The following is a 22,249-nucleotide window of genomic DNA, read 5'->3' as shown; positions in this document are numbered from 1 at the left end:
AAGCGCTAGAGGCCTAAAACACTTGAAATGCGCGGCGATGCGCCCTGGAGGCACCCTCTCCCCTTGCGGGAGAGGGTGGGGGAGAGGGGGAGATGAGGCACACCGCATGCGCCGCCACCCCCTCTCCCCCGGCCCCTCTCCCGCGAGGGGAGAGGGGAGTTCTGATTGACGCAGCGGACAGCGGGGAGCGAGGGGCCCGCTGTCTCAGTTGGAAAACGCCGCAATGCCCGTCTGCGCCCGCCCCAGGATCAGCGCGTGCACATCGTGCGTGCCTTCGTAGGTGTTCACCACTTCCAGGTTCACCAGGTGGCGCGCCACGCCAAACTCGTCGCTGATGCCGTTGCCGCCCATCATGTCGCGCGCCAGGCGGGCAATGTCCAGCGCCTTGCCGCAGCTGTTGCGCTTGATGATGGAGGTGCCTTCCACGCTGGCCGTGCCCGCGTCCTTCATGCGGCCGAACTGCAGGCAGGCCTGCAGGCCGATGGCGATCTCGGTCTGCATGTCGGCCAGCTTCTTCTGGATGAGCTGGTTGGCGGCGAGAGGCCGGCCAAACTGTTTGCGGTCCAGCGTGTACTGGCGGGCGGTGTGCCAGCAGAACTCGGCCGCACCCAGCGCGCCCCAGGCGATGCCGTAGCGCGCGCTGTTCAGGCAGGTGAAGGGGCCCTTCAAGCCCTGCACTTCAGGGAAGGCGTTCTCTTCGGGCACGAACACGTCGTCCATCACGATCTCGCCGGTGACGGAGGCGCGCAGGCCCACCTTGCCGTGGATGGCAGGGGCGCTCAATCCCTTCATGCCCTTTTCCAGCACGAAGCCGCGGATGGGGCCCACGGCACCGCCTTCGGATACTTCCTTGGCCCAGACCACGAACACGTCGGCCACGGGGCTGTTGGTGATCCACATCTTGCTGCCCTTGAGCTTGTAGCCGCCATCCACCTTGTAGGCGCGCGTGGCCATGCTGCCGGGGTCGGAGCCGTGGTCGGGCTCGGTCAGGCCGAAGCAGCCAATCCACTCGCCGCTGGCCAGCTTGGGCAGGTATTTCTGCTTCTGCGCCTCGGTGCCGAATTCATGGATGGGCACCATCACCAGCGAGCTTTGCACGCTGGCCATGGAGCGGTAGCCCGAGTCCACGCGCTCGACCTCGCGGGCGATCAGGCCGTAGGCCACGTAGTTCAGGCCGGGGCCGCCGTATTGCTCGGGGATGGTGGGGCCGAGCAGGCCCACTTCGCCCATCTCGCGGAAGATGGTGGTGTCCATCTTCTCGTGGCGGAAGGCGTCCAGCACGCGCGGGGCCAGCTTGTCCTGGCAGTAGGCGGCGGCCGCGTCGCGGATCGCGCGCTCGTCGTCAGTCAGTTGTTGGCTCAGGAGGAAGGGATCGTCCCATTGAAAAGCGGCGTGGGCCATGTGCGTGTCTCCGGTGGTGTGGGTTGCGGGGGTGGATGAAAGCCATTTCACATGCCAAATCAGCATGCATTGGGACGATAGTAGGGGGGTGCGAAAGGATAAGCAAACGAGTTGTTCGCATCCAGATATGCGGTTTGCGAATGTATGATGCGTGCCATGCGCCGCCATCTCCCCTCCACCCAGGCCCTCGCCTGCTTTGAAGCCGCCGCCCGGCATGAGAGCTACACCCGTGCCGCGCAGGAGCTGGCGCTCACGCAGAGCGCAGTCTCGCGGCAGATCCAGGCGCTGGAGGAGCAACTGGGCGTGGCCCTGTTCCGGCGCACGCGCCATGGGGTGGTGCTCACCCCGGCGGGCCAGCGCTACGGCCGCCAGGTGGCGCGCTGGTTGCAGGTGCTGGAGCAGGGCACGCTCGACGTGATGGCCCGCCAGGGCGTGGGCGGTGCGCTGGCGCTGGCGGCGGTGCCCACCTTTGCCACGCGCTGGCTCATTCCGCGCCTGCCCCTGCTGGCGCAGCAGCACCCCGACATCGTGGTGCACCTGGATACCCAGACCCGCCCCTTCCTGTTTGCCGACACCGCCTACGATGCCGCGCTGTACGCCGGAACGCCCGAGCAGGTGGCGCAGTGGCCGGGTACGCAGGCCCAACTGCTGCTGCACGAGGATGTGCTGCCTGTGTGCAGCCCGCAGTTGCTCGAATCGGTCGCCACCCGGGGTCGGGGGCGCGCGCACCAGCCGGTGGAGCCTGCGGCCCTGGCCGCACTGCCGCTGCTGCAGCAAAGCACGCGCCCGCTGGCCTGGCGCCAGTGGTTCGACGCCATGGGCGTGGACGCCCCGCGCGCGCTGGACGGGCCGCGCTACGAGCTGTTCTCCATGCTGGCCCAGGCGGCCACGCTGGGCATGGGGGTGGCGCTGATTCCGCCGTTGCTCATCGAGGCCGAGCTGGCCAGCGGCCAACTGGTGGTGGCCTGCCCGCGGGCGCTGCCTGGCGAGCGTGCGTACTACCTTGTCCAACCAGCGCAGCAAGCCCCATCCCCGGCACTGGCGGCCTTTGGCGCATGGCTGCAGACGGTGGTGGGCGCTACCGACCCATCCGCAGCGCAGGGTTTTTGACGCCGGCCATGGCCTGCGCAACAATGAAGCCGTCCTGACACATCAGCGAAAGGCTTGCCATGACCACCTACCATGCACCGCATTTCGACCCCACCGTGGACGAGCTGGACACGCTCAAGCAACTGGAGATGGGCAAACTGGTCAGCACGCCGCAGGCACTCAAGGAGCATATGTCTGGGCGCCTGTACGAGCGCGGCTACATCGCCAAGAACGCATCGGGCCAACTGACCATCACCGACACCGGCCGGGCGTTGATCCGGCGCCAGGACAACTGAGTTGCGTTGGGCTCCTGACGTGTCCCTGCCGGTCGGTCTGCAACGAGCGCTGTGCCTTGCCCTCCTGCTGTTGTGGGTCCTGTTGCTGCAAGCTTGCAGCGCCGTCAGGCTGGCCTACAGCCAGGTGCCGCAGCTGGCGTACTGGCAGTTGGACCGCTACCTCGACCTGTCGGATGCACAGACCGACCGGGTGCGCAGCGAATTGGATCTGCTGCACCAGTGGCACCGCAGCACCATGCTGCCCCAGCACGCCAGGTTGTTGCAGCAGGTGCAGCAGCAATTGCCTGCCACCGTCACGCCCGACCAGGCCTGCCGCATCTACGACGAGGTGCGCATCCAGCTGGATGCGGTGTGGGCACAGGCCGAGCAGCAACTCCTGTGGCTGGCGCCGCAGCTCAGCCCGGCACAGATCCGCACGCTGGAAGTGCAACAGGCCCAAAGCAACGCCGACTGGAAGAAGCAGTGGCTGGATGCATCCCCCGAGCGGATGCGCGAGCAGCGCTACAAGCAACTCCAGTCGCGCGCCGAAACCTTCTACGGCACCCTGGACGAACCGGCCCGGGAAGCGCTGCGCAGCTATGTCGCCCGCTCCGCCTTCGACCCGCAGCGCAGCTACGCAGAGCGCCTGCGCCGCCAGAAGGACCTGGTCGGGGTGCTGCAGAGCATCGCGCAGGACCGCAGCGACCACCAGCGCGCCCTGGGCCTGCTGCGCGGCTACCGCGACCGTTTCAACGCATCCCCCGATCTTGCCTACCAGCGCTACGCGCAGCGCCTGGTGGAGGAGGGCTGCGACGCCTTCGCGCGCATGCACAACGCCATGTCGCCCGCGCAGCGCATGCAGGCGGTGCAATCGCTCAAGGGGTATGAGCGCGACTTCTGGGTGCTGGCAGCGCAGTAAGCTGACCAGGGCGCTGCCCAGCGGCCGCTGCCTGAAATTGCGGCAGTGCAACACAAGCCCTTGCGTGGCGGGCACTTGCGCACGCCTTGCCCATGCAGGCCACGGGTTGTCCACAGGTTTGTCCAAGGCCAACGGGGACAACCCTTCGGGTGCCGCACGCAGGCTGCGGTGCCCCTCTGACCCGTGCAAAGGCACGCGGGCCAGAGGGTCTGCGCCTGTCAATTGCTTACGAAACCGACCTGAAACTTGCTGAAAAATGGCGCAATTGTCGCCAAATGCTGCGATGTTCTCATTTGCAGAGCTCTGTTGCAGTTCATTAACCCTTTGGGGGTCGCCAACGCAGACAAGGTCACTTAGGCTCCGGGTCGATTCATTCCTGCAATCGAATCAATTTATCCATATCCAATCTTAAAAGGGGAAATCGACATGAAAAAATGGATCGCTCTTGCGTGTGCCGCTGGCTTGATGTCGGGTCTGAGCACGCTCAGCCTGGCTGCAGCAGAGTCTGGCTCGGCTGCTGAAGCACGCGCCATGCTGGACAAGACCATTGCAGCCATCAAGGCCGACAAGGCGGCTGCGCTGTCGCAAATCGCCAAGGGCGAAAACGGCTTCAAGGACCGTGACTTGTACCCCTTCTGCGGTGGGCCAGACGGCAAGTTCACTGCCCACCCCACGCTCACCGGCCAGAGCATGAAAGACCTCAAGACCAAGGACGGCGACCCGATCGGCTCCAAGCTGTACGAACAAGCCAAGGAAGGTGCCGTGGCCGAAGTCGGCTACCTGCCGTATCCTGTGCGGCGATACGCAACTGCTCGCCGAGATCCGCGAGCAGATCGCCGACTTGCCAAGCTACGGTTACCGGCGAGCCTGCGCCCTGGTCAATCGCCAGCGGGCCACGCAGGACGGTGCCCGGGTCAATCCCAAGCGGGCTTACCAGGTGATGGCTCAGGCTGGCTTGCTGCTGCCCAAGGCGCCGCGCCGCAGGCACTCCAGGCGCGTGCATGACGGCCAGGTGGCTGTGAACCGCAGCGACCTGCGCTGGTGCTCGGACGGCCTGGAGATCAAGTGCGACTCGGGCCAGACGGTGACGGCCACGTTCGCCAAGGACTGCTGCGACCGCGAGGTCATGGCCTGGCGCGCGTGGGAGGGAAAAGGCCTGCCCGGCGAGCCCGTGCGCGAGATGTTGATCGAGGCGGTGGAAAAGCGCTTCGGCACGGTGGAGGCCATACCGGCCGACCATCGGCTGGAGTTCCTCACGGACAACGGTGGCGCCTACATCGCCGCCGACACGCGGGCGATGGCCCGTTCGCTGGGCCTGGTGCCGGTCAACACGCCGGTGTGCAGCCCACAAAGCAACGGCATGGCCGAGAGCTTCGTCAACACGTTCAAACGCGATTACGTGGCCCGCATGGACCTGCGTGACGCCAACACTGAGCTGGCGCAACTGCCCGCCGCCTTCGAGCACTTCAACGAAGTGCATCCGCACTCATCGTTGAAAATTCGATCACCCCGTGAGTTCAGGCGGCATCAAGCCGCTCAGGCGCGCCAGCACCCCGTGAAGGACCTGGCGCTACATTGCGAATAGGACGGGTCCGGGAATACAGGGGCAAGACCACTTCACAGTGAATTTGCCGTCCACCACGGCGACGACGATGTGTCCGTTTGTGGGCTTGATGGCCTTGTCCACCACGATTAGATCGCTATCATCGATGCCAGCATCACGCATGGAGTGATCCGCTACACCCATGATGTAGGTGGCCTGTGAACGTTGCGGCGTAACGAATCACCGCGCGCTCGATCACCATGCGGCTCTTGATGTCCGGGTGGATCTGGCGTCCCCGTGCCTCGTATGCCGCAAATGCTGCCAGATCGTCGGGGGTTGGATGGAGTGCGGTCAGTGGCATGGCTGTTGAGTCCTTGGAATCTTTTGTTTCAAGGTACTACGGGTCGTCGCTCCGTCAATAGCCTGAGTCGGGGCTTTGCGTTTGGCCCTCCCCGCCCTGCCCCCCCGACCACCTGTGCTGTTGGCGGGATCGCTCTCCGGACCAGCGGCAGTATTTTCTAGGAATCATCTTGCAACATTAATGACGAATTGTGACGTTCAAATTGTGGCAAACTCCGGTTGGACAGATAGTTGATGCTTGAAATCTGTTAAGCCATCGCATTGTCAGCGATGTTTCACAATTAGCCAAGAGAGGTTTTATGGTCCGTCGAGTAATTGCTGCCATAGGGGTGACGTTTTCGCTTTTGTCTGGTGTCGCCAATGCCCAGAGCGCACCAGGCACTTTATATGCTCGCGAATGGAATTACGACTGGGCCTACCCCAATCGATTCCTGTTTGACAAGGGCATTCTGACCCAGGGGGGGCAACTCAAGCTGCAATCCCGCTTCATCTGGACGGGCGCCGGGAGCATTCCATACACCAGTGGTGAGCACGCTATTGTCGCCTTTACACAGGTACTTGATCCCAATGCCCCTAAGAACCATCAAGCGCAATCCCCCAATAATCAGCCTTTATTTGGAACGGGCGTTGGTGCTTTTGTTTCGTCGGGCGGGCTTGCATTGGAGCTGTGGCACAGCAACGGACATGCAATTGTCTGGGATAAAAAGTCAAATTACTGTGCACATTGGATTCCGGCATCGGATGATCCCACTCCGGGACAGAGTGACATGTGTTTGGCAAGTTCCTACAATATGGAACAGGGGTTTTTGACGCCTTTTAATTACAGCTCCCTTAATAAGGGGCAAGAATATTGGGTTCGAGTCACCCTTACTGGTGTGGCGGGTTCCTATTGGACGTATTTGAATGCCGACTTGGTCACGCATGTGAATGGCACCCTTCAGGTCGTTCAGCAAGGTGGAATTGGATTCGACTCGCGGTCCTTCTTCACCAGCACCTCGACATCCATGCTTCAAGGCACCTTCGGGCAGGCCCAAACATCGAGCAACATCAGCTTTTATGGGTTCGTCGGCGGGTTCTAACGCCTGAGCCCCGATCTCGTAAACAAAGCAGCCCAGTCCGACTGGACTGCTTTGCTCTTACTGGACGCGCTCGAGCTTGCGATTCACGCTGAATGAGTTGTTCCGGGTGTTGAAGTTGTATTCGAGCGGCAGGCCGGTGGCGGCATCCATCGTGATGCTGCCCGTGATCTTTTCGCTCGTGGCCAGCAACAAGTTGGTGCCCCAGCCAGGGCCGGTGGCATAGCCGTCTACGGTGACGCGCAGCGCCGGACGGGTTTCACCAGAAGGCAGCGCGATCTCATGCGGGCCGATAGAGGAAACGGTCACTTTCGCGGCGGATTGACCGTCTGCGCTGAACATTTCCGCAGTCCAGGTCTGGCCGGGCAGCGTGCCGCGCCGGTACAGCGCCGTTGGCGCTGATCGCATACCGGCCGCTCTTGCGATTGCCATCGTTGTCGGTCACGTATTCGCCGTTGTTGAATTCAATGACCGCCGCATCCTGGTGGGTCACAACCAGGCGCTGGTTGCCGGCTGATGCACCATGGAGCGGATCGGTGTCGGTGAAGACAAACGTGGTGCCCACGATCCTGCGCTGAGGCTGTTCGGCCACGGGTTGTTGCGCGCCAACCGTGCCCGGCCCTTCACCCGGCTGAACGGCGGTCGGCGCCGACGCGGTCGACGGCTGGGCGCCCGCCGTGCGCATGCTGGATTGACCTGCCCCCGGATTCCGGCACACTTCCAAGGACGTTTGCGCACTAGTCAAAGCCACTCCCCATAGGGAAAAAGAAAAAGGCCGGAAGCTTGTGGAAGCTACCGGCCTTATCTGTGGTGCCCGGGGCCGGACTCGAACCGGCACGCCTTGCGGCGGGGGATTTTGAGTCCCCTGCGTCTACCAATTTCACCACCCGGGCGGGAATCAGTGAAGACTCAAATTATGGCACAGTAGGGAGCATGAATTACCCAACCATTGAAGATGCGATCGGCCGCACGCCGCTGGTTGCGCTGCAGCGCATCGGCGCGCGCGAGAACGCCGAGCGCGGCAACGTCATCCTGGGCAAGCTCGAAGGCAACAATCCCGCCGGTTCGGTGAAGGACCGCCCGGCTCTGTCCATGATCCGGCGCGCCGAGGAGCGCGGCGACATCCAGCCGGGTGACACGCTGATCGAGGCCACCTCGGGCAACACCGGCATTGCGCTGGCCATGGCCGCCGCCATCAAGGGCTACCGCATGGTGCTGGTGATGCCCGAAGACCTGTCCATCGAGCGCGCCCAGACCATGAAGGCCTTTGGCGCAGAGCTGGTGCTCACGCCCAAGAGCGGGGGCATGGAGCATGCCCGCGACCTGGCACTGGCCATGCAAAAGCGGGGCGAAGGCAAGGTGCTGGACCAGTTCGCCAACCCCGACAACCCGCGCATCCACTACGAAACCACTGGCCCCGAGCTGTGGGAGCAGACGGGTGGGCGCATCACCCATTTCGTCAGCGCCATGGGCACCACGGGCACCATCACCGGCGTCTCGCGTTACCTCAAGGAAAAAAACCCCAAGGTGCTGGTGGTGGGCGCGCAGCCACAAGAGGGTTCGCGCATTCCCGGCATTCGCAAGTGGCCGCAGGAATACATGCCCTCCATCTACGACGCCAAGGCGGTGGATGAGCTGGTGCTGGTCAGCCAGAGCGACGCTGAAGACATGTGCCGCCGCCTGGCGCGCGAGGAAGGCATCTTCGCAGGCATATCCGCTGCCGGCGCGTGCTGGGTGGCGCAGCAGATCGCCGCGCGCGAGCGCAATGCCTGCATTGCCTTTGTGGTGTGCGACCGGGGCGACCGCTACCTGTCCACAGGCGTGTTCCCGGTTTGAAGAAAAATAGGCCTCTATCGCCCTAAATATAAGCGCTGGTAGCTATAAAAATCATAGCAATGCAGTACCAAACCCGCTTTTGCACCCACTGCGCCACGCCGCTGGCGCTGCTCACCCAGGCCGAAGATGGTGGCGATAAGGAACGCCTGCGCTGCCCCGCTTGCGGCTGGACACACTGGAACAACCCCACCCCGGTGCTGGCTGCCATCGTCGAGGTGGAGGGCAAGGTGCTTCTGGCGCGCAACGCGGCCTGGCCGGCCAAGATGTTCGCGCTCATCACCGGCTTCATGGAAGCGGGCGAGTCACCGCAGGAAGGCATCGCGCGTGAGGTGAAGGAGGAGACCAACCTCGACGTGCAATCCTGCACCCTGGTGGGCGCCTATGAATTCCTGCGCATGAACCAGGTCATCATTGCCTACCATGTGGTGGCTCAAGGGCAGGTGCGGCTGTCGCCCGAGCTGGTGGACTACCGCCTGTTCGACCTGCACGAGCTCAAATGCTGGCCCGCGGGCACGGGTTACGCGCTGGCCGACTGGCTGCGCACGCGCGGCCACGAGCCGGTGTTCTTCACCGCGGAGGAAAATGCCGAACGCCGCCGAGGGTTGGACCAACCCGCCGCAAAGGACTGACAACATGCAAACCCACAAAGAAATCGACACCCGGGGCCTGAACTGCCCCCTGCCCATCCTCAAGGCCAAGAAGGCCCTGGCCGACATGGAGAGCGGCGAACTGCTCAAGGTGCTGGCCACCGACGTGGGCTCGCTGCGCGACTTCCAGGCCTTTGCCAAGCAGACAGGCAACGAGCTGGTGGAGCAGCAGACGGTGGGCGAGGAGTTCATCCACGTCTTGCGGCGTCGCTGAGTAGGCCGCCCTGCGGAACCGCCAGTGCGCACGGTGCGGGACTACGTGCGCTCCCATGGTGCGAAGCCTGCCTCGTCGTACAGCCGCTGGTACAGGGCATAGGCACGCAGTTCGACGGCACGCTGGAAGGAGAGCGCACGCGGCCTGTCCCAGTCCGTGTTTTTGCCGCCTTCGGCGGGGGAGCAGGCGATCCAGTGCGGAGCGTGCGACGGGTCCATGGCGCTCCACCCCATCCATTGATTGGGATCTTCCGACTTTTGCAGCTTCTCCTGGGGCGAAGCATCACCGTCGCTGCGGTTGTGTGAGGCATCCCACACGCGGATGTTGCCGATGCTGTTGCCCAGCACACTGCGGGCTTCACGAAAATCCTCCACCGCTCCGCTCTTGCCGACGATGCGCCAATCCGGCGACCAATGGGCAGAGGGAAGGATATGGTCGAAGTCGTAGGGCGTGTCTTCGTCCATCCCTGCCAGGGGTTCGGCGTCCAGGCCGTTCAGATAGCTGCGCTGCAACCACAGCAGCATGGGATGCTGGTGGCTCCAGGGTTGCCACCAGTGGCGGTAGAACTCGCGGGTGCGGCGGTTTTTCTCGCTGTCGTCTTCCGGGGTGGCAAAGCGCTGGTGGCCCAGCAGCGTGGCCGTGTCGCTCAGGTGCAGTCCGAGCGCCGCGATGGCTGCGGGCGGCTGCATGGCCAAGCCCGCGCCCGCTTCGACCACCGCATGGGCGATCTGCCGGTCGAGGTCCGAGCGGTCGATGCTGTTCTGGATCACATCAAAGGCTGTGCGGCTGGCCTTGGGTTTGTCCCAGACCCAGCGCATCCACCACAGCACCAGGCGCAGGGCCTGTGCGCGCGTGGCTTCGTTGACCGGGTCCTGCAGAAAACCCGATTGGGCCAGGCGCAGCAGGACCTGTACCAGTGGCCGCCCCAGGTAGGGCAGCATCAGGGCGGGCAGGCCAGCGTCGCCTTCGCCCCGGTAGCGCAGGTTCTTCTGCACGATGTCAAAGTAGCCTTGCAGGACCTGCGGGCCTGCGCTGCCGAGCAGGGCCAGCATGTCGGCCTGGCGCTGCTGGGGGGCGCCATCCTTGGGGCGTATGACCATGCGGTGAAAGTCATCCTTGCTGGGGTTGTCATGGTCCGAAACGCCTTCCCATCGCACCGCAGCCAGGCGCAAGGCCGACATCACCAGGTCGGTCGCGGTCAAGAGCCCGGCGACCCTGGAATGGGCGTGCAGGCGCTCCACCATGCCGTGGACCGTGGGCATCATGTGCTTGAGGATGGAATAGATGTAGTCCGCATCCGATAGCGGGGTGGCATTGCTGCCGATGCGCTGGAATAGGCGTGCCAGCGGTGGTTCGGTGCCGTGCTCGCTGTCGGCTTGAAAGAGCGCCGGATCGACCCGCACCAGGGGAATCTGGGTGGCAAAGATCCGCTGCAGCCCGAGGGCCAGTTGGTCCAGCCGCTGGTGGATGTGGGTGCGTTCAGCAGGCGGAATATCGTCCCATGGGGCACGCAGGACGGCGGTGCCATCCGCGATGGCCAGAGTCTGGACGCTTTGCAGCTCCTGCAGCAGGGCGTGCTTCCAGGCGTCGGCATCCTGGAGCTGGCGCCACGCTTGCACCCATTGGCCCCAGTCCACCGGAGCGCTGTACTTGGCGCCTGCCGGATGGGGGCGGGCCTGCGCCAACAAATCCTGCGCGGTCACGGCGGCATAGGCCTCCCTGGCCCGGCGACGCTGGTCCAGCGACAACTTGCGATTGGGATCATGGCGGTCGTAGCCAAACGGCTGGTGGCGGGTGCTGACGCGCAGCCGCACGCGGTGGCCTGCTGCGGGCTCATCGGCCAGGTCCACCCACAGGCGGCGTTGCCCGGCACCTGCTGCGAAGGCGCACCAGCCCGTCAGCATGGCCAGGGTGCGTTGCTGGCCATCGACCAGCCCCAGGCGCTGCGCAGCCGTGGCCGCCTGGGACCCTTGGGCCAATGCCACACGGGCATCGTCGTGCCGCAGTTCGCTGACCATGAGCGCGCCGATGGGCATGCCTGACAGCAAGGAGTCCCACAGGTCGATGATCTGCTTGGGCTTCCACACAAAGCCGCGCTGAATCATCGGCAAATCGACGCCGATGGCGGGATGCTCTCCGGCGGCCATATCCAGCCAATCGGCCAATGCAAGCACGCGGATGGTGTTGCCGGGGGTGAAAAATCCCGTGGTGCTGGGGGGCGGCGTGTCTTGTGCACCGTCTGAACGCGGTTCATGCAGGGACATGAAAAACTCCTGATTTGATAGCTGGTAGCGCTTGCTGTGAAAGGGATAGCGGCCGTTTATTCTTCTGCGCTGCAGGGCGTTTTGTGCACGCTGCGCACCGCGTCCCCAAACCCGCGCAGCCACCAGTCCAGCATCGCGCTGTCCACCACCGTCGCGGTGATTTTCAGCCAGCCGTTGCCCTGGTCCTGGACCTGCTGGTCTCTGGACAGCGGCGTTTCCAGCAGGTGAAAGCCAGCATCGTGCTCGATGCCAAACTGCAGCCGGATGCGGCGCCCCTCGCCAAACCCAAACCGCCCATCGGCGTCGTATTTCTGCAGGTCGAAGCCGCGCGGGCGCTCAAAGGCCATCGTCGAGACCTCGGCCTTGCCAATGCGGTGCAGGGCCAGGCTGCGCTCGTTGTCAAAACCCTCAAAACGGCACACCAGGTACAGGCGCGGGCCTTGCTGGGCCAGCCCCAGCGGCATGACCCTGGCCTGGCGGCGCTGGCGTGCGGCGTTCCGGTAGTCCAGGTCCAGCCAGTGGTTGGCGTACAGCGCTTCGCTCACTGCTTCCAGCACGCCGCTGGCAATGGTGGGCGCCAGCAGCGGCTGGCTCGTGGCCACCACGCGCACCTTGCGCGGCCATTCGCGCTCCAGGCGCGCGTTGGCGCCGTCGCCCAGGTTGCGCCGGGCCTGGGTGAAGAACCCCTCCATCGACCGCATCAGGCGTGCCGGCAGCAGGTTTTTCAGGTGTTCCTCGGCCAGTTGCAGGAGCAGCGATTCCTGGGGCGTGAGTTGGGGCAAGGCCAGGCCCTGGGCGCGCTCCAGCCAGCGGTAGCCGTAGGGTTTGCTGCGCTCGTCGCGCTCGATGTCGAAGTGCTCGCTCAGGATTTCCAGCTGGCGCTGGATGGTGCGCAGGTCGCGCTCGAAGCCTGCCCCCTTGAGCTGCTGGTGCAGTTCGCTGGTGGTGATCTTGCGCCCGCGCGGGATACGCCGCAGCAGTTCCAGCATCAGCAGGGCGGTGTCCAGGGTGTCGGGGCGTTGGGCCATGCGGGCAGTTCTCGGGTGGGGGCGGGAGTGTCGAATTGTGTCAAACAAAGCCGATGGCGCGTGGGTCGCCTTGTTTGAGGGTGCACTCGGCTTTCAGCGCGTCCACCAGCGCCTGCGCGTCGGGCAGGGGCCGAAAGCGCTGCTGGCGCAGCACTGCGGCAAAGTCGCCGGGGGTGAGCTGGCGCAGCCGTGCCATGCGTGCCTGCTCTGTTGCGCCCGGCGCGGGCAGGCCGAGCTGGGCGCAGTGGCGCAACAAGAGCGCCCAGGCCTGATCCTGGCGCAGGTAGTCCAGCCGCACCTTCAGGTCGAAGCGGCGCAGCGCCGCCGGGTCCAGCCCGCCCATGAGGTTGGTGCTGGCAATGAACACGCCCGCGAAGCCTTCCATCTGCGTGAGCATTTCGTTCACCTGGGTGACTTCCCAGCTGCGCTGCGCGCCCCGGCGATCCTGCAGGAAGCTGTCCACCTCGTCGATGAGCAGCAGCGCACCCTCGTCCTCGGCCTCGCGAAAGGCGCGGGCGATGTTCTTCTCGGCCTGGCCCACGTACATCGACAGCAGATCCGACGCGCGGCGCACCAGCAGCGGGCGGTCGAGCTGCTCGGCCAGCCAGCGGCCAAATGCCGTCTTGCCCGTACCGGGCGGGCCGTACAGGCACAGGCGCGCTCCGCCAGCACCGCCGGTGCCCTGCGCGGCCTCCAGGCCCTGGGCCAGTTGCACCAGATCGGTGTCGGCATGCAAGAAGGCGGGGTCATACACCTCGGGCAGGCGGTGGGGGTCATGGCGCAGCAAAGGGCGGTGGCCCTGGGCCTGCAGGGTGTGGCTGACCAGTTGCTCGAAGGCGCTGGCGCTGGCTGCGCGGCCCACTTCGGCCCGCATCGCCTGCGCCACGGTGCTGGCACGGGCCACCACGGCGGGGGCCAGGTGCTCGGCCTGGGCTACGCGGGCCAGGGCCGGGGCGTCCAGCAGCGTGTCACAGTGCGCCTGCACGATGCGCTGGCGCTGGCGGCGTGGCGGCATGGGCAGTTCAAACACCATGTCGAAGCGGCGAATGAACGCGGCGTCCACCCCATCGACGCTGTTGGACAGCCACAGCGTGGGCACAGGGTTGTCTTCCAGCGCACGGTTGAGCCAGGCTTTGTGCGACTGGGCCGTGCTGCGCAGCAAGGGGCTTTCGGTGAACACGTCTTCCACCTCGTCGAACAGCAGCAGGGCGCGGCGCTGGGCGAGAAAGCTCTGCGCCGTGCGCAGGGCACGCAGCCGGTGGTGGCCGTTGATGGGGTCGCCGTCTTCGTCCTCGCTGGCCACCTCGAACAGCTCACAGCCCAGATCGCGCGCCAGGGCGCGGGCCAGTTCGGTCTTGCCGGTGCCCGGTGCACCGTAGATCAGCAGGTTGACCCCGCGCCGCTGTGTGCCCAGTGCGTGGCGCAGCCAGGGCTGGGCGATGTCCAGAGTGGGCTGGATGTGGCCATAGTCTGCCAGTGCCAGCCGCCCGTGCGCGGCCGGCGCAATCTTGCCGCGCAGCAGGGCGATGGGGTCGGCATCGCCGGCCACCATCTGGTCGGCAAAGCTGTGGGAGAGCAGATCGAGCTTGTTCTTGAGGCAGCCGATGCTGCGCTGGTCGAGCACCACCAGGCCCGAGCGCGTCAGCAGGCCCTGGCTGCCCAGCGCCTGGCGCACCTGCGCATCGGGCGCCTGCACCAGCAGGGCCAGGGTCTGGATGACCTGGGTGGACGAGACGGAGTCCAGCAGGTCGGCGGCGTCGTCGAGCAGCGGGTCGGTGTGCAGGCACACGGCAAAGGCCAGGATCTGGGCATCGACCGCACTGAGCCCTACCAGCGCGGCCAGGCGCTGCACATTGCCCTGCAGCGGGGTGGGCAGCAGGGCCTGGGTGCCGTCCTGTTCTGCCTTGGCCAGCAAGCCGTACAACTCGGTGCGCACCGTTTGGGGATGGAAGGGGCGATCCTCGGGGTCTATCCAATGGTCCAGGCCCAGGGCAAAGGCGAGGCGATCGTGGGAGAAACCGGAATTGCGCACGAACTTCTGCAGGCTGTCGGGCGCGGTGACCAACCGCAGCATCCACAGGGCGATGTGGGGTGCCGGTTTCTGGGGTGGGCGGGGGTGGCGGTAGGCCATGCGAGTCCTCCTGGTGGTTCAGGAGGACATTGTTCGCAATGCTGCGACGGAATGTGTCGCTGATGAGGGAGGGTCGCTACGCCCCGATGCCCTTGTTTGCCGAGCGCGACCAGCGCTCGATGTGGAGGCTCATCGCCGTCCGGCGATGCACAGTGCCACCAAGGAAACGCCGTCTGGCAGGTCTGCAGGAATCGAAATCAGACCACCAGCCCCTTGAGGTATTCGCGGAACTGTGCGCCCACCTGCGGGTGCTGCAGTGCCAGCTCCACCGTGGCTTCGAGGAAGCCTTCCTTGCTGCCGCAGTCGTAGCGCTTGCCTTCGTACTGGTAGGCATAGACGACTTCGTGTGCCATGAGGCGGGCGATGGCGTCGGTGAGTTGGATTTCTCCGCCCACGCCGCGCGGCTGGTTGCGGATCTCCTCGAAGATGCGCGGCGTGAGCACGTAGCGCCCGGCCACGCCCATGCGCGAGGGGGCCACCTCGGGCGCGGGCTTTTCCACGATCTGGTCGATGCGCAGCAGCGGCCCACCCGCCGCCACGCCGCTGACGATGCCATAGCGGCGCGTTTGCTCGGGCGGCACTTCCTGCACGGCCAAGAGCGAACGGCCCTGTTTGGCGAAGGCTTCGGTCATCTGCGCCAGCACGCCGGGACCGCCGGGTTTGCCCACCATCAGGTCGTCGGCCAGCAGCACGGCAAAGGGCTCGTCGCCCACCAGCGCCTCGGCGCAGAGCACGGCATGGCCCAGGCCCAGGCTGCGCGGCTGGCGCACATAGGCGCAGTCCATGTCGTCGGGCTGGATCGAGCGCACCAGGGCCAGCAGTTCCTGCTTGCCCGCCGCTTCCAGTTCGCTTTCCAGCTCGTAGGCGGTGTCGAAATGGTCCTCGATGGCGCGCTTGCTGCGGCCGGTGACGAAGATCATGTGGCGGATGCCGGCGGCGTAGGCCTCTTCCACGGCGTACTGGATCAGTGGCTTGTCCACCACAGGCAGCATCTCCTTGGGCGATGCCTTGGTGGCAGGCAAAAAGCGCGTGCCCAGCCCGGCGACGGGGAAAACGGCTTTGCGAACGGTGGCTTGCTGCATGCTGTGTGCTCCTGAATGAGGAGCTGCTGGCGCTTGTTTTTCAATGGTTTCAGGCTGTTTTTATGCCGAAAACCAATGAAAACAAGCGCTGGCAGCTATTCTTTTGATATCAGCCCAGGCGGGCCAGTTGGTCACGCAGGCGGGCGAGCGTGGCGCCGAAATCGGCCACGCGCTTCTTTTCCTGCTCCAGCACGGCGGCCGGTGCCTTGGCGACGAAGGCCTCGTTGGACAGCTTGGCGTTGGCCTTGGCGATCTCGCCCTCGATGCGCGCCACTTCCTTGGACAGGCGGGCCTTCTCTGCCGCCACGTCGATCTCCATGTGCAGGCACAGGCGCGCCTCGCCCACCACGGCCACGGGCGCGGCCTGGGCGGCCTGGCTCCAGGCGGCTTCGTCGTCGAACACCTTGACCTCGCTGAGCTTGGCCAGCGCCTGCAGCACGGGGGCAGCGCCGCGCATGAACTCGGCATCGCCCACCACGAACAAGGGCAGGCGCGTGGCGGGCGAGACGTTCATCTCGCCACGCAGCGTGCGGCAGGCGTCCACCACGGTCTTGAGGCGCGCCACATGGGCTTCGGCCACCTCGTCGATGCGCTCGGGCTGGGCCTCGGGGTAGGCCGCGATGCTGACCGAGGGGCCAGCGCGGCCGGCCACGGGCGCCACCTTCTGCCACAGTTCTTCGGTGATGAAGGGCGTGATGGGGTGGGCCAGGCGCAGGATGGTCTCCAGCGTGCGGATCAGCGTGCGGCGTGTGCCGCGTTGTTGCGCCTCGTTGCCGGTCTGGATCTGCACCTTGGCGATTTCCAGGTACCAGTCGCAGAACTCGTTCCAGACAAAGTCGTAGATGGTGTTGGCGACGTTGTCGAGGCGGTAGTCCTCGAAGCCCTTGGCCACTTCGGCCTCGACGCGCTGCAGGCGCGAGGCGATCCAGCGGTCGGCCTGGGTGAAGTACAGATAGCCGTCGTTGCAGCTGCCGCCGCCCTGCGGGGCTTGCAGGCCGCAGTCCTGGCCCTCGCAGTTCATCAGCACGAAGCGGCTGGCGTTCCAGAGCTTGTTGCAGAAGTTGCGGTAGCCCTCGCAGCGCTTGCTGTCGAAGTTGATGCTACGGCCCAAGGACGCCAGCGCCGCGAAGGTGAAGCGCAGCGCGTCGGCGCCGTAGGCCGGAATGCCCTCGGGGAATTCCTTCTGCGTGTTCTTGCGCACCTGGGGCGCGGTCTCGGGCTTGCGCAGGCCCTGGGTGCGCTTGTCGAGCAGGGGTTCGAGCGCGATGCCGTCGATCAGGTCCACCGGGTCGAGCACGTTGCCCTCGGACTTGCTCATCTTCTTGCCCTGCGCGTCGCGCACCAGGCCGTGGATGTAGACATGCTTGAACGGCACGCGGCCCGTGAAGTGCGTGGTCATCATGATCATCCGGGCGACCCAGAAGAAGATGATGTCGTAACCCGTCACCAGCACGCTGCTGGGCAGGTAGAGGTTGTAGTCGTCCGTCTCGGCCGTGCCTTGGTTGGGCCAGCCCATGGTGGAAAACGGCACCAGGGCGGAGGAATACCAGGTGTCGAGCACGTCCTCGTCGCGCTTGAGTGTTTTGCCCGGGGCCTGGGCCTGCGCCTCGGCCTCGTCACGGGCCACGTAGACCTTGCCGTCCTCGTCGTACCAGGCCGGAATCTGGTGGCCCCACCAGAGCTGGCGCGAGATGCACCAGTCCTGGATGTTGTTCATCCACTGGTTGTAGGTGTTGACCCAGTTCTCGGGCACGAAGCTCACCTGGCCGCCAGCCACGGCGTCGATGGCCTTCTGGGCGATGCTCTTGCCCGTGGCATCGCCTTCGCCCACCTTGTTCATGGCCACGAACCACTGGTCGGTCAGCATGGGCTCCACCACCTGGCCGGTGCGGGTGCAGATGGGCACCATGAGCTTGTGCTTCTTGGTCTCGACCAGCAGGCCCAGGGCTTCGAGGTCGGCCACCACGGCCTTGCGGGCGACGAAGCGGTCCATGCCCTGGTATTTGGCCGGGGCGTTGTCGTTCACCGTGGCCTGCAGCGTCAGCACGCAGATCATGGGCAGCTTGTGGCGCTGGCCCACCTGGTAGTCGTTCGGGTCGTGCGCGGGCGTCACCTTGACCACGCCGGTGCCGAACTCGCGGTCCACGTACTCGTCGGCGATCACCGGGATCTGGCGGTCGCACAGCGGCAGATTCACCATCTGGCCGATGAGGTGCTTGTAACGCTCATCCTCGGGGTGCACCATCACGGCCACGTCGCCCAGCATGGTTTCGGGGCGGGTGGTTGCCACCACGAGCTGGCCCGAGCCGTCGGCCAGCGGGTAGGCGATGTGCCACAGCGAGCCGTCCTTCTCCTCGTTCTCGACCTCCAGGTCCGACACGGCGGACTGGAGCTTGGGGTCCCAGTTGACGAGGCGCTTGCCCCGGTAGATCAGGCCCTGCTGGTACAGGCGCACGAAGGTTTCGGTGACCACCTTGGAGAGCTTGTCGTCCATGGTGAAGTATTCGCGGCTCCAGTCCACGCTGTCGCCCATGCGGCGCATCTGCGTGGTGATGGTGTTGCCCGACTTCTCCTTCCACTCCCAGACCTTGGCGACGAAGTTCTTGCGGCCCAGGTCGTGGCGGCTCACGCCCTGTTCCTGCAGCTGGCGCTCCACCACGATCTGCGTGGCAATGCCCGCGTGGTCGGTGCCAGGCACCCAGGTGGTGTTGAAGCCCTTCATGCGGTGGTAGCGCGTGAGGCTGTCCATGATGGTCTGGTTGAACGCATGGCCCATGTGCAGCGTGCCTGTCACGTTGGGCGGCGGCAGCTGGATGCAGAACGCAGGTTGGCCCGCCTCGGGCGTGCCGGTGCCCCGGAAACCGGCGACTCCGTAGCCGCGCTTTTCCCATTCAGGCCCCCAATGGGCTTCCAGAGCGGCGGGCTCGAAGGATTTGGACAGGGACTGCAGGCCGGGTTGCTGGACAGGATCGTTCATGGGTACGGTGGGTCTCTGAAAGAACAACGGCATCCCTCGGGATGCCGCTGCGCCACCTGGTGTGGCAGGGTGTGGGACGGTGATTTTATGCCATCACGTCCCGTCGCACGGTGTGCTTACTGCTTGACGGCCTCGATCTGGGCGATCAGGCGCACGTTCTTGGGGAAGCCCCATTCCACGCCGTAGTTCATGCCCCACTGCGTGCGGTCGATGGTGGCTTCGAAGTCGCCGCCGCAGACCTCGCGCTTGAGCATGGGGCTGTCGTAGCAGTTGAACTGGTTGGCCTTGAGGGTCAACGGGCCGGTCTTGCCCAGCAGCGTGAGCTGACCTTCGACGCTGGCGACCTTGTCACCGTTGAAGACGAACTTGTCGGCCACGAACTTCATCGTGGGGTGCTTGGCGGAGTCGAACAGGTCGGCGCTCTGCAGGTGCTTGTCGAAGGCCGGGGTGCCGGAGTTCACCGACGTGGTGTCGAAGCTGATTTCCACCTTGCCCGACTTGGCGGCCTTGTCCAGTTGCACGGAGCCTTGCTTCTTGTCGAAGCGGGCACGGTTCACGGTGGCGCCGAAGTGGCTGATCTCGAAGGTCACGAAGGTGTGCGTGGGGTCGATGGCGTAGTTGGCCGGCTCAGCCTGGGCGATGCCGGTGGCGAGGGTGGCGGCTGCGGCCAGGGCGATGAGGGAAGTGCGCATGGAAGAGCTCCTGTGGAAAAAGAACGATGAAAAAAAGAAACGCAGGGGGAAAACAGCAGGGCGCTGGATCAGAGCTTGCCCACGCCCGTGAGCGCGAGCTTGAACTTCACCTGCACCTCGTCGGCCACCATGGAGGTGTCGGCCCATTCGCCGTCGCCGATCTTGAAGGCCAGACGCTTGATGGGCAGCACGCCGGTGGCGGTGGTGGTGGCGCCCGATTGGGTCAGCACCACAGGCACCGACACATTGACCGACGTGCCCTTGATGGTGAGCTTGCCCGCCACATCGAACTTGCCACCGCCCAGGGCCTTGATGGTGCTGGACTCGAACGTGGCTTGCGGGAACTGCGCCACGTTGAACCACACCTGCTTGGGCAGTTCGGCGTCGGTCTCGCGGGCGCCCATGGTGGCGCTGCCGGTATCCACGCTGAAGCGGATGCGGCTGCTCTCGGGCTTGGCGGGGTCAAAGCTCAATTGGGCGTCGAACTTGCGGAAGTGGCCTTGCATGGGCACGCCCATTTGCTTGGCGGCAAATTCGATGCTGCTCTGGGCAGGCACCAGTTGCTGCTGGGCCTGGGCGGAAACGGCCACCAGCAAGCCGGCGGCCAGGGTCAGGATGGGGAGGGTGCGCAATGTCAGCATAAGACCTCGGAAGTTGTCTGCAAAAACGGGTGGAAGGGTCAGTCGCGGCCGGGCAACATGCGGGACATCAGGCCGTCGCCGTCCACGAAGTGGTGCTTGAGTGCGGCGGCCACATGCACCAGCACCAGCAGCGCCAGCCCCATGGCCAGTACGTTGTGGCCCAGCTTGAGGTTGTCGGCCAGGGCCTGGCTGACGGGTACGAAGTCGGGCAGGGCAATGCGGCCGAACCACAGCACCCGGAACCCCGAAGCCGAGCTGTAGGCCCAGCCGGTCAGGGGCACGGCAAAGAACAGCAGGTACATCAGGCCATGGGTGCCATGGTGCGCCAGGCGCTGCCAGGCCGGCATGGCCAGAAGCATGGTTTGCGGCAGCGGGGGCGGACGCTTCCACAGGCGCCACAGCAGGCGCACCAGGGCCAGGGCCAGCACGGTGACGCCAGCCCATTTGTGCCAGTTGTAGAGCTTGAGCCGCGCGGGGGAGACCGGCAGGTCCACCATGTAGACGCCCACACCGAACAGCCCGATCAGCACCAGTGCCATCAGCCAGTGCAGGCCCATGGCGACAAGGCTGTAGCGGGCGGTCGGTGAAGTTGCGGGCGGGTGTTGCATGGTGGGCGGTACGGTAATGAAAAGTCTGGCAACCCCCAGATCGGTGGGGCAATGCCCCAGGTCCTGGGGCGGTATGCAGGCAAGTGTAGAAAGCGCGCAGTTCTTGCAGTTTCAACGGAATTGATGCCATCGTTCAACGGGCGTGAACGATGAGCCCCTGATCCGGGGTGGTGCAGGGGGGAGCCGCTCAGATCGCCTGTGCGGCTTTTTTCCAGGCCTGGGCGGCCGCCGCAGTGTCGTCGCGCTGCTCGGCCAGCTCGGCCAGCTTGCACCAGGCGTTGCGGCGCAGCCGGGCGTCCTGCAACTGTGGCGCTGCCTGGGCCAGCAATAGCTGCGCCTTGCCCCACAGCTGGCGCTGTGCGCAGGCCATGCCGGACAGGTATTGCAGGCGGGCGTCGCTGGGGAGGGCCTTCTGCGCGGCTTCGATGCGTGCCAGCCAGGCGGCGTCGCTGTCGTCCAGGCTGCCTTCGAGGGTGGAAATCAGGCGCTGGACGTGCACGTCGGTCATGGACGAGGGCAGCTCGACAAACTGCTGCCACACCGGTTGCAGCCATTGGCGCACCTGTGCGCTGTCTCCGCCGAGCAGGGACAGGCGCTGGGCCGCCTGCAGGGCGACTTCGGGCATGGCGCGGTCGCTGGCTTCGAGTGAAAGCCAGGCCGCTTGCAGTTGCGCCGGGTCGTGCGACTGCTGGATCAGCTCAATGGCCAGGCCGCGCACCAGGCTGCGCGCCGCATCGGCCGAGAAGGCGCGGTGCTTGCCCAGCAGGCGTGCCGTGTCCAGCGCATCGCGCGTGCGGCCCGCCAGGCGGCTGGCCTTGAGGCGGATGCGCAGTGCCAGCGTGCGCCGTGCCGCGCCCTGGGGCAGTTGGGCCAGGCGTTCGAGCGAGCCTTCGGCGTCGCGGTCGTCCAGGCTCCAGCGGGCGGCGCGCATGTGCGCGCCTTCGTGCAGTTCCTGGGCGACGTGGCGTTTTTCCTTGGCGTGGTTCAGCGCCAGCTCGAAGTAGCGGTCGCGCAGCGTGCGGTCTTGCAGTGCGTGTGAGGTCTCGGCCGCCACCATGTGCGCGAGCGCGCGGATCTGGTGGCCGTGGGGCGGGGTTTCGCCTTCCTGGCGCAGGGCCTGTTCCTGGTCCATCGCCGCCAGCGCGGCCTTGCGGGCGCGCAAGAAGCGGCCGGCGAGCATTTGTGCAAAGGCGTCGAGCAGTGCGGCATGCATGCTGCGCTCGCGCTGTTGCAGTCGCCAGCGTTGGGCCTGGCGTGGCAGCTCCAGCAGCGCTGCCAGCGCACGCAGCGCGGCATGTAGGGTGACAAAACCCAGCACCAGCACCAGCAGCACCAGGTTGAGCGACAGGTCCACGCGGTAGGGTGGCCAGAACAAGGTGACCGTGCCCTGGTTGTTGCCCGCAAACAAGGCCACGGCCACGGCCACGCCAAACAGTGCCAGGAGCCAGAGTGCTGCACGCATCGGT

Annotated in this window: 19 protein-coding genes, 1 tRNA gene and 2 pseudogenes; 8 read left to right on the top strand and 14 right to left on the bottom strand. The window is 65.4% G+C overall.

Annotated features, from left to right (window positions below; all coding sequences use genetic code 11):
- Positions 1–204: 204 nt before the first annotated feature.
- Positions 205–1,401 carry an acyl-CoA dehydrogenase gene (locus tag MJ602_RS06090; RefSeq protein WP_243019975.1) on the bottom strand — a complete coding sequence of 399 codons (1,197 nt, stop codon included), beginning with the start codon at positions 1,399–1,401 and terminating at the stop codon, positions 205–207.
- 156 nt (positions 1,402–1,557) lie between these two features.
- Here MJ602_RS06090 and MJ602_RS06085 point away from each other — a divergent pair, with 156 nt between their 5' ends.
- From MJ602_RS06085 to MJ602_RS06070, 4 genes and pseudogenes are all read left to right on the top strand, one after another.
- Positions 1,558–2,511 (top strand): LysR substrate-binding domain-containing protein, encoded by a 954-nt coding sequence (locus MJ602_RS06085; protein WP_243019974.1) that lies wholly within the window; start codon positions 1,558–1,560, stop codon positions 2,509–2,511.
- Between the two features lie 59 nt (positions 2,512–2,570).
- Positions 2,571–2,786 (top strand): hypothetical protein, encoded by a 216-nt coding sequence (locus MJ602_RS06080; RefSeq protein WP_162015563.1) that lies wholly within the window; start codon positions 2,571–2,573, stop codon positions 2,784–2,786.
- A gap of 1 nt (position 2,787) precedes the next feature.
- Complete coding sequence (locus tag MJ602_RS06075) at positions 2,788–3,684, top strand: DUF6279 family lipoprotein (RefSeq protein ID WP_243019973.1); 897 nt, start codon at positions 2,788–2,790, stop codon at positions 3,682–3,684.
- Positions 3,685–4,447: 763 nt separating this feature from the next.
- Positions 4,448–5,269 (top strand): annotated as a pseudogene (locus MJ602_RS06070) (IS3 family transposase); the annotation flags it as partial.
- On the opposite strand, the pseudogene MJ602_RS06065 reads toward MJ602_RS06070, so the two are convergent.
- A pseudogene (locus MJ602_RS06065) lies at positions 5,255–5,443 on the bottom strand (LexA family protein); the annotation flags it as partial. The pseudogenes MJ602_RS06070 and MJ602_RS06065 sit on opposite strands and share 15 nt — an antisense overlap.
- 443 nt (positions 5,444–5,886) lie before the next feature.
- Here MJ602_RS06065 and MJ602_RS06060 point away from each other — a divergent pair.
- Positions 5,887–6,666, top strand: a complete 780-nt coding sequence (locus MJ602_RS06060; protein ID WP_243019972.1) for a hypothetical protein — start codon at positions 5,887–5,889, stop codon at positions 6,664–6,666.
- A 57-nt stretch (positions 6,667–6,723) separates the two neighbouring features.
- On the opposite strand, the gene MJ602_RS06055 is transcribed toward MJ602_RS06060, so the two are convergent.
- The 3 genes from MJ602_RS06055 to MJ602_RS06045 form a co-directional block, all read right to left on the bottom strand.
- On the bottom strand, positions 6,724–6,972 hold the full coding sequence (locus MJ602_RS06055; protein WP_243019971.1) for a hypothetical protein: 249 nt from the start codon (positions 6,970–6,972) through the stop codon (positions 6,724–6,726).
- The gene (locus tag MJ602_RS06050; RefSeq protein WP_243019970.1) at positions 6,944–7,348 is read right to left on the bottom strand and encodes a hypothetical protein; all 405 of its coding nucleotides are present in this window, start codon (positions 7,346–7,348) and stop codon (positions 6,944–6,946) included. Before MJ602_RS06050 ends, MJ602_RS06055 begins: the two co-directional genes overlap by 29 nt.
- Before the next feature lie 123 nt (positions 7,349–7,471).
- Positions 7,472–7,556, bottom strand: a tRNA-Leu gene (locus MJ602_RS06045).
- A 40-nt stretch (positions 7,557–7,596) separates the two neighbouring features.
- On the opposite strand from MJ602_RS06045, the gene cysM reads away from it, so the two are divergent.
- The 3 genes from cysM to MJ602_RS06030 are packed head-to-tail and all read left to right on the top strand — an operon-like array spanning position 7,597 to position 9,360.
- On the top strand, positions 7,597–8,499 hold the full coding sequence (gene cysM / locus MJ602_RS06040) for a cysteine synthase CysM (protein WP_243019969.1): 903 nt from the start codon (positions 7,597–7,599) through the stop codon (positions 8,497–8,499).
- Positions 8,500–8,558: 59 nt separating this feature from the next.
- Positions 8,559–9,128, top strand: a complete 570-nt coding sequence (locus MJ602_RS06035) for an NUDIX hydrolase (RefSeq protein WP_243019968.1) — start codon at positions 8,559–8,561, stop codon at positions 9,126–9,128.
- A gap of 4 nt (positions 9,129–9,132) precedes the next feature.
- Entirely contained in the window at positions 9,133–9,360 is a 228-nt protein-coding gene (locus MJ602_RS06030) for a sulfurtransferase TusA family protein (RefSeq protein WP_243019967.1), read from the top strand.
- A gap of 41 nt (positions 9,361–9,401) precedes the next feature.
- On the opposite strand, the gene MJ602_RS06025 is transcribed toward MJ602_RS06030, so the two are convergent.
- The 9 genes from MJ602_RS06025 to MJ602_RS05985 all read right to left on the bottom strand — a co-directional run bounded on the left by MJ602_RS06025 (position 9,402) and on the right by MJ602_RS05985 (position 22,245).
- Positions 9,402–11,624: a DUF262 domain-containing protein gene (locus tag MJ602_RS06025; protein ID WP_243019966.1), complete on the bottom strand. Its 2,223-nt coding sequence runs from the start codon at positions 11,622–11,624 to the stop codon at positions 9,402–9,404.
- Between the two features lie 56 nt (positions 11,625–11,680).
- Entirely contained in the window at positions 11,681–12,652 is a 972-nt protein-coding gene (locus tag MJ602_RS06020; protein ID WP_243019965.1) for a helix-turn-helix transcriptional regulator, read from the bottom strand.
- Between the two features lie 40 nt (positions 12,653–12,692).
- Positions 12,693–14,783: an AAA family ATPase gene (locus MJ602_RS06015; protein WP_243019964.1), complete on the bottom strand. Its 2,091-nt coding sequence runs from the start codon at positions 14,781–14,783 to the stop codon at positions 12,693–12,695.
- Between the two features lie 197 nt (positions 14,784–14,980).
- Entirely contained in the window at positions 14,981–15,865 is an 885-nt protein-coding gene (gene galU / locus MJ602_RS06010; RefSeq protein WP_243019963.1) for a UTP--glucose-1-phosphate uridylyltransferase GalU, read from the bottom strand.
- Positions 15,866–15,974: 109 nt separating this feature from the next.
- Positions 15,975–18,842, bottom strand: coding sequence for a valine--tRNA ligase (locus MJ602_RS06005; RefSeq protein WP_243019962.1), 2,868 nt, complete (start codon positions 18,840–18,842; stop codon positions 15,975–15,977).
- A gap of 116 nt (positions 18,843–18,958) precedes the next feature.
- Positions 18,959–19,534 (bottom strand): YceI family protein, encoded by a 576-nt coding sequence (locus MJ602_RS06000; RefSeq protein ID WP_162015579.1) that lies wholly within the window; start codon positions 19,532–19,534, stop codon positions 18,959–18,961.
- 68 nt (positions 19,535–19,602) lie between these two features.
- The gene (locus tag MJ602_RS05995) at positions 19,603–20,175 is read right to left on the bottom strand and encodes a YceI family protein (protein ID WP_243019961.1); all 573 of its coding nucleotides are present in this window, start codon (positions 20,173–20,175) and stop codon (positions 19,603–19,605) included.
- A gap of 38 nt (positions 20,176–20,213) precedes the next feature.
- Positions 20,214–20,783 carry a cytochrome b gene (locus tag MJ602_RS05990; RefSeq protein ID WP_243019960.1) on the bottom strand — a complete coding sequence of 190 codons (570 nt, stop codon included), beginning with the start codon at positions 20,781–20,783 and terminating at the stop codon, positions 20,214–20,216.
- A gap of 187 nt (positions 20,784–20,970) precedes the next feature.
- Entirely contained in the window at positions 20,971–22,245 is a 1,275-nt protein-coding gene (locus MJ602_RS05985) for a heme biosynthesis protein HemY (protein ID WP_162015582.1), read from the bottom strand.
- Between the last annotated feature and the right edge of the window lie 4 nt (positions 22,246–22,249).

The sequence above is a fragment of the Simplicispira sedimenti genome, from assembly GCF_022760965.1.
Lineage (GTDB): Bacteria > Pseudomonadota > Gammaproteobacteria > Burkholderiales > Burkholderiaceae_C > Simplicispira > Simplicispira sedimenti.
This window is presented reverse-complemented; position numbering and strand designations above follow the sequence as displayed.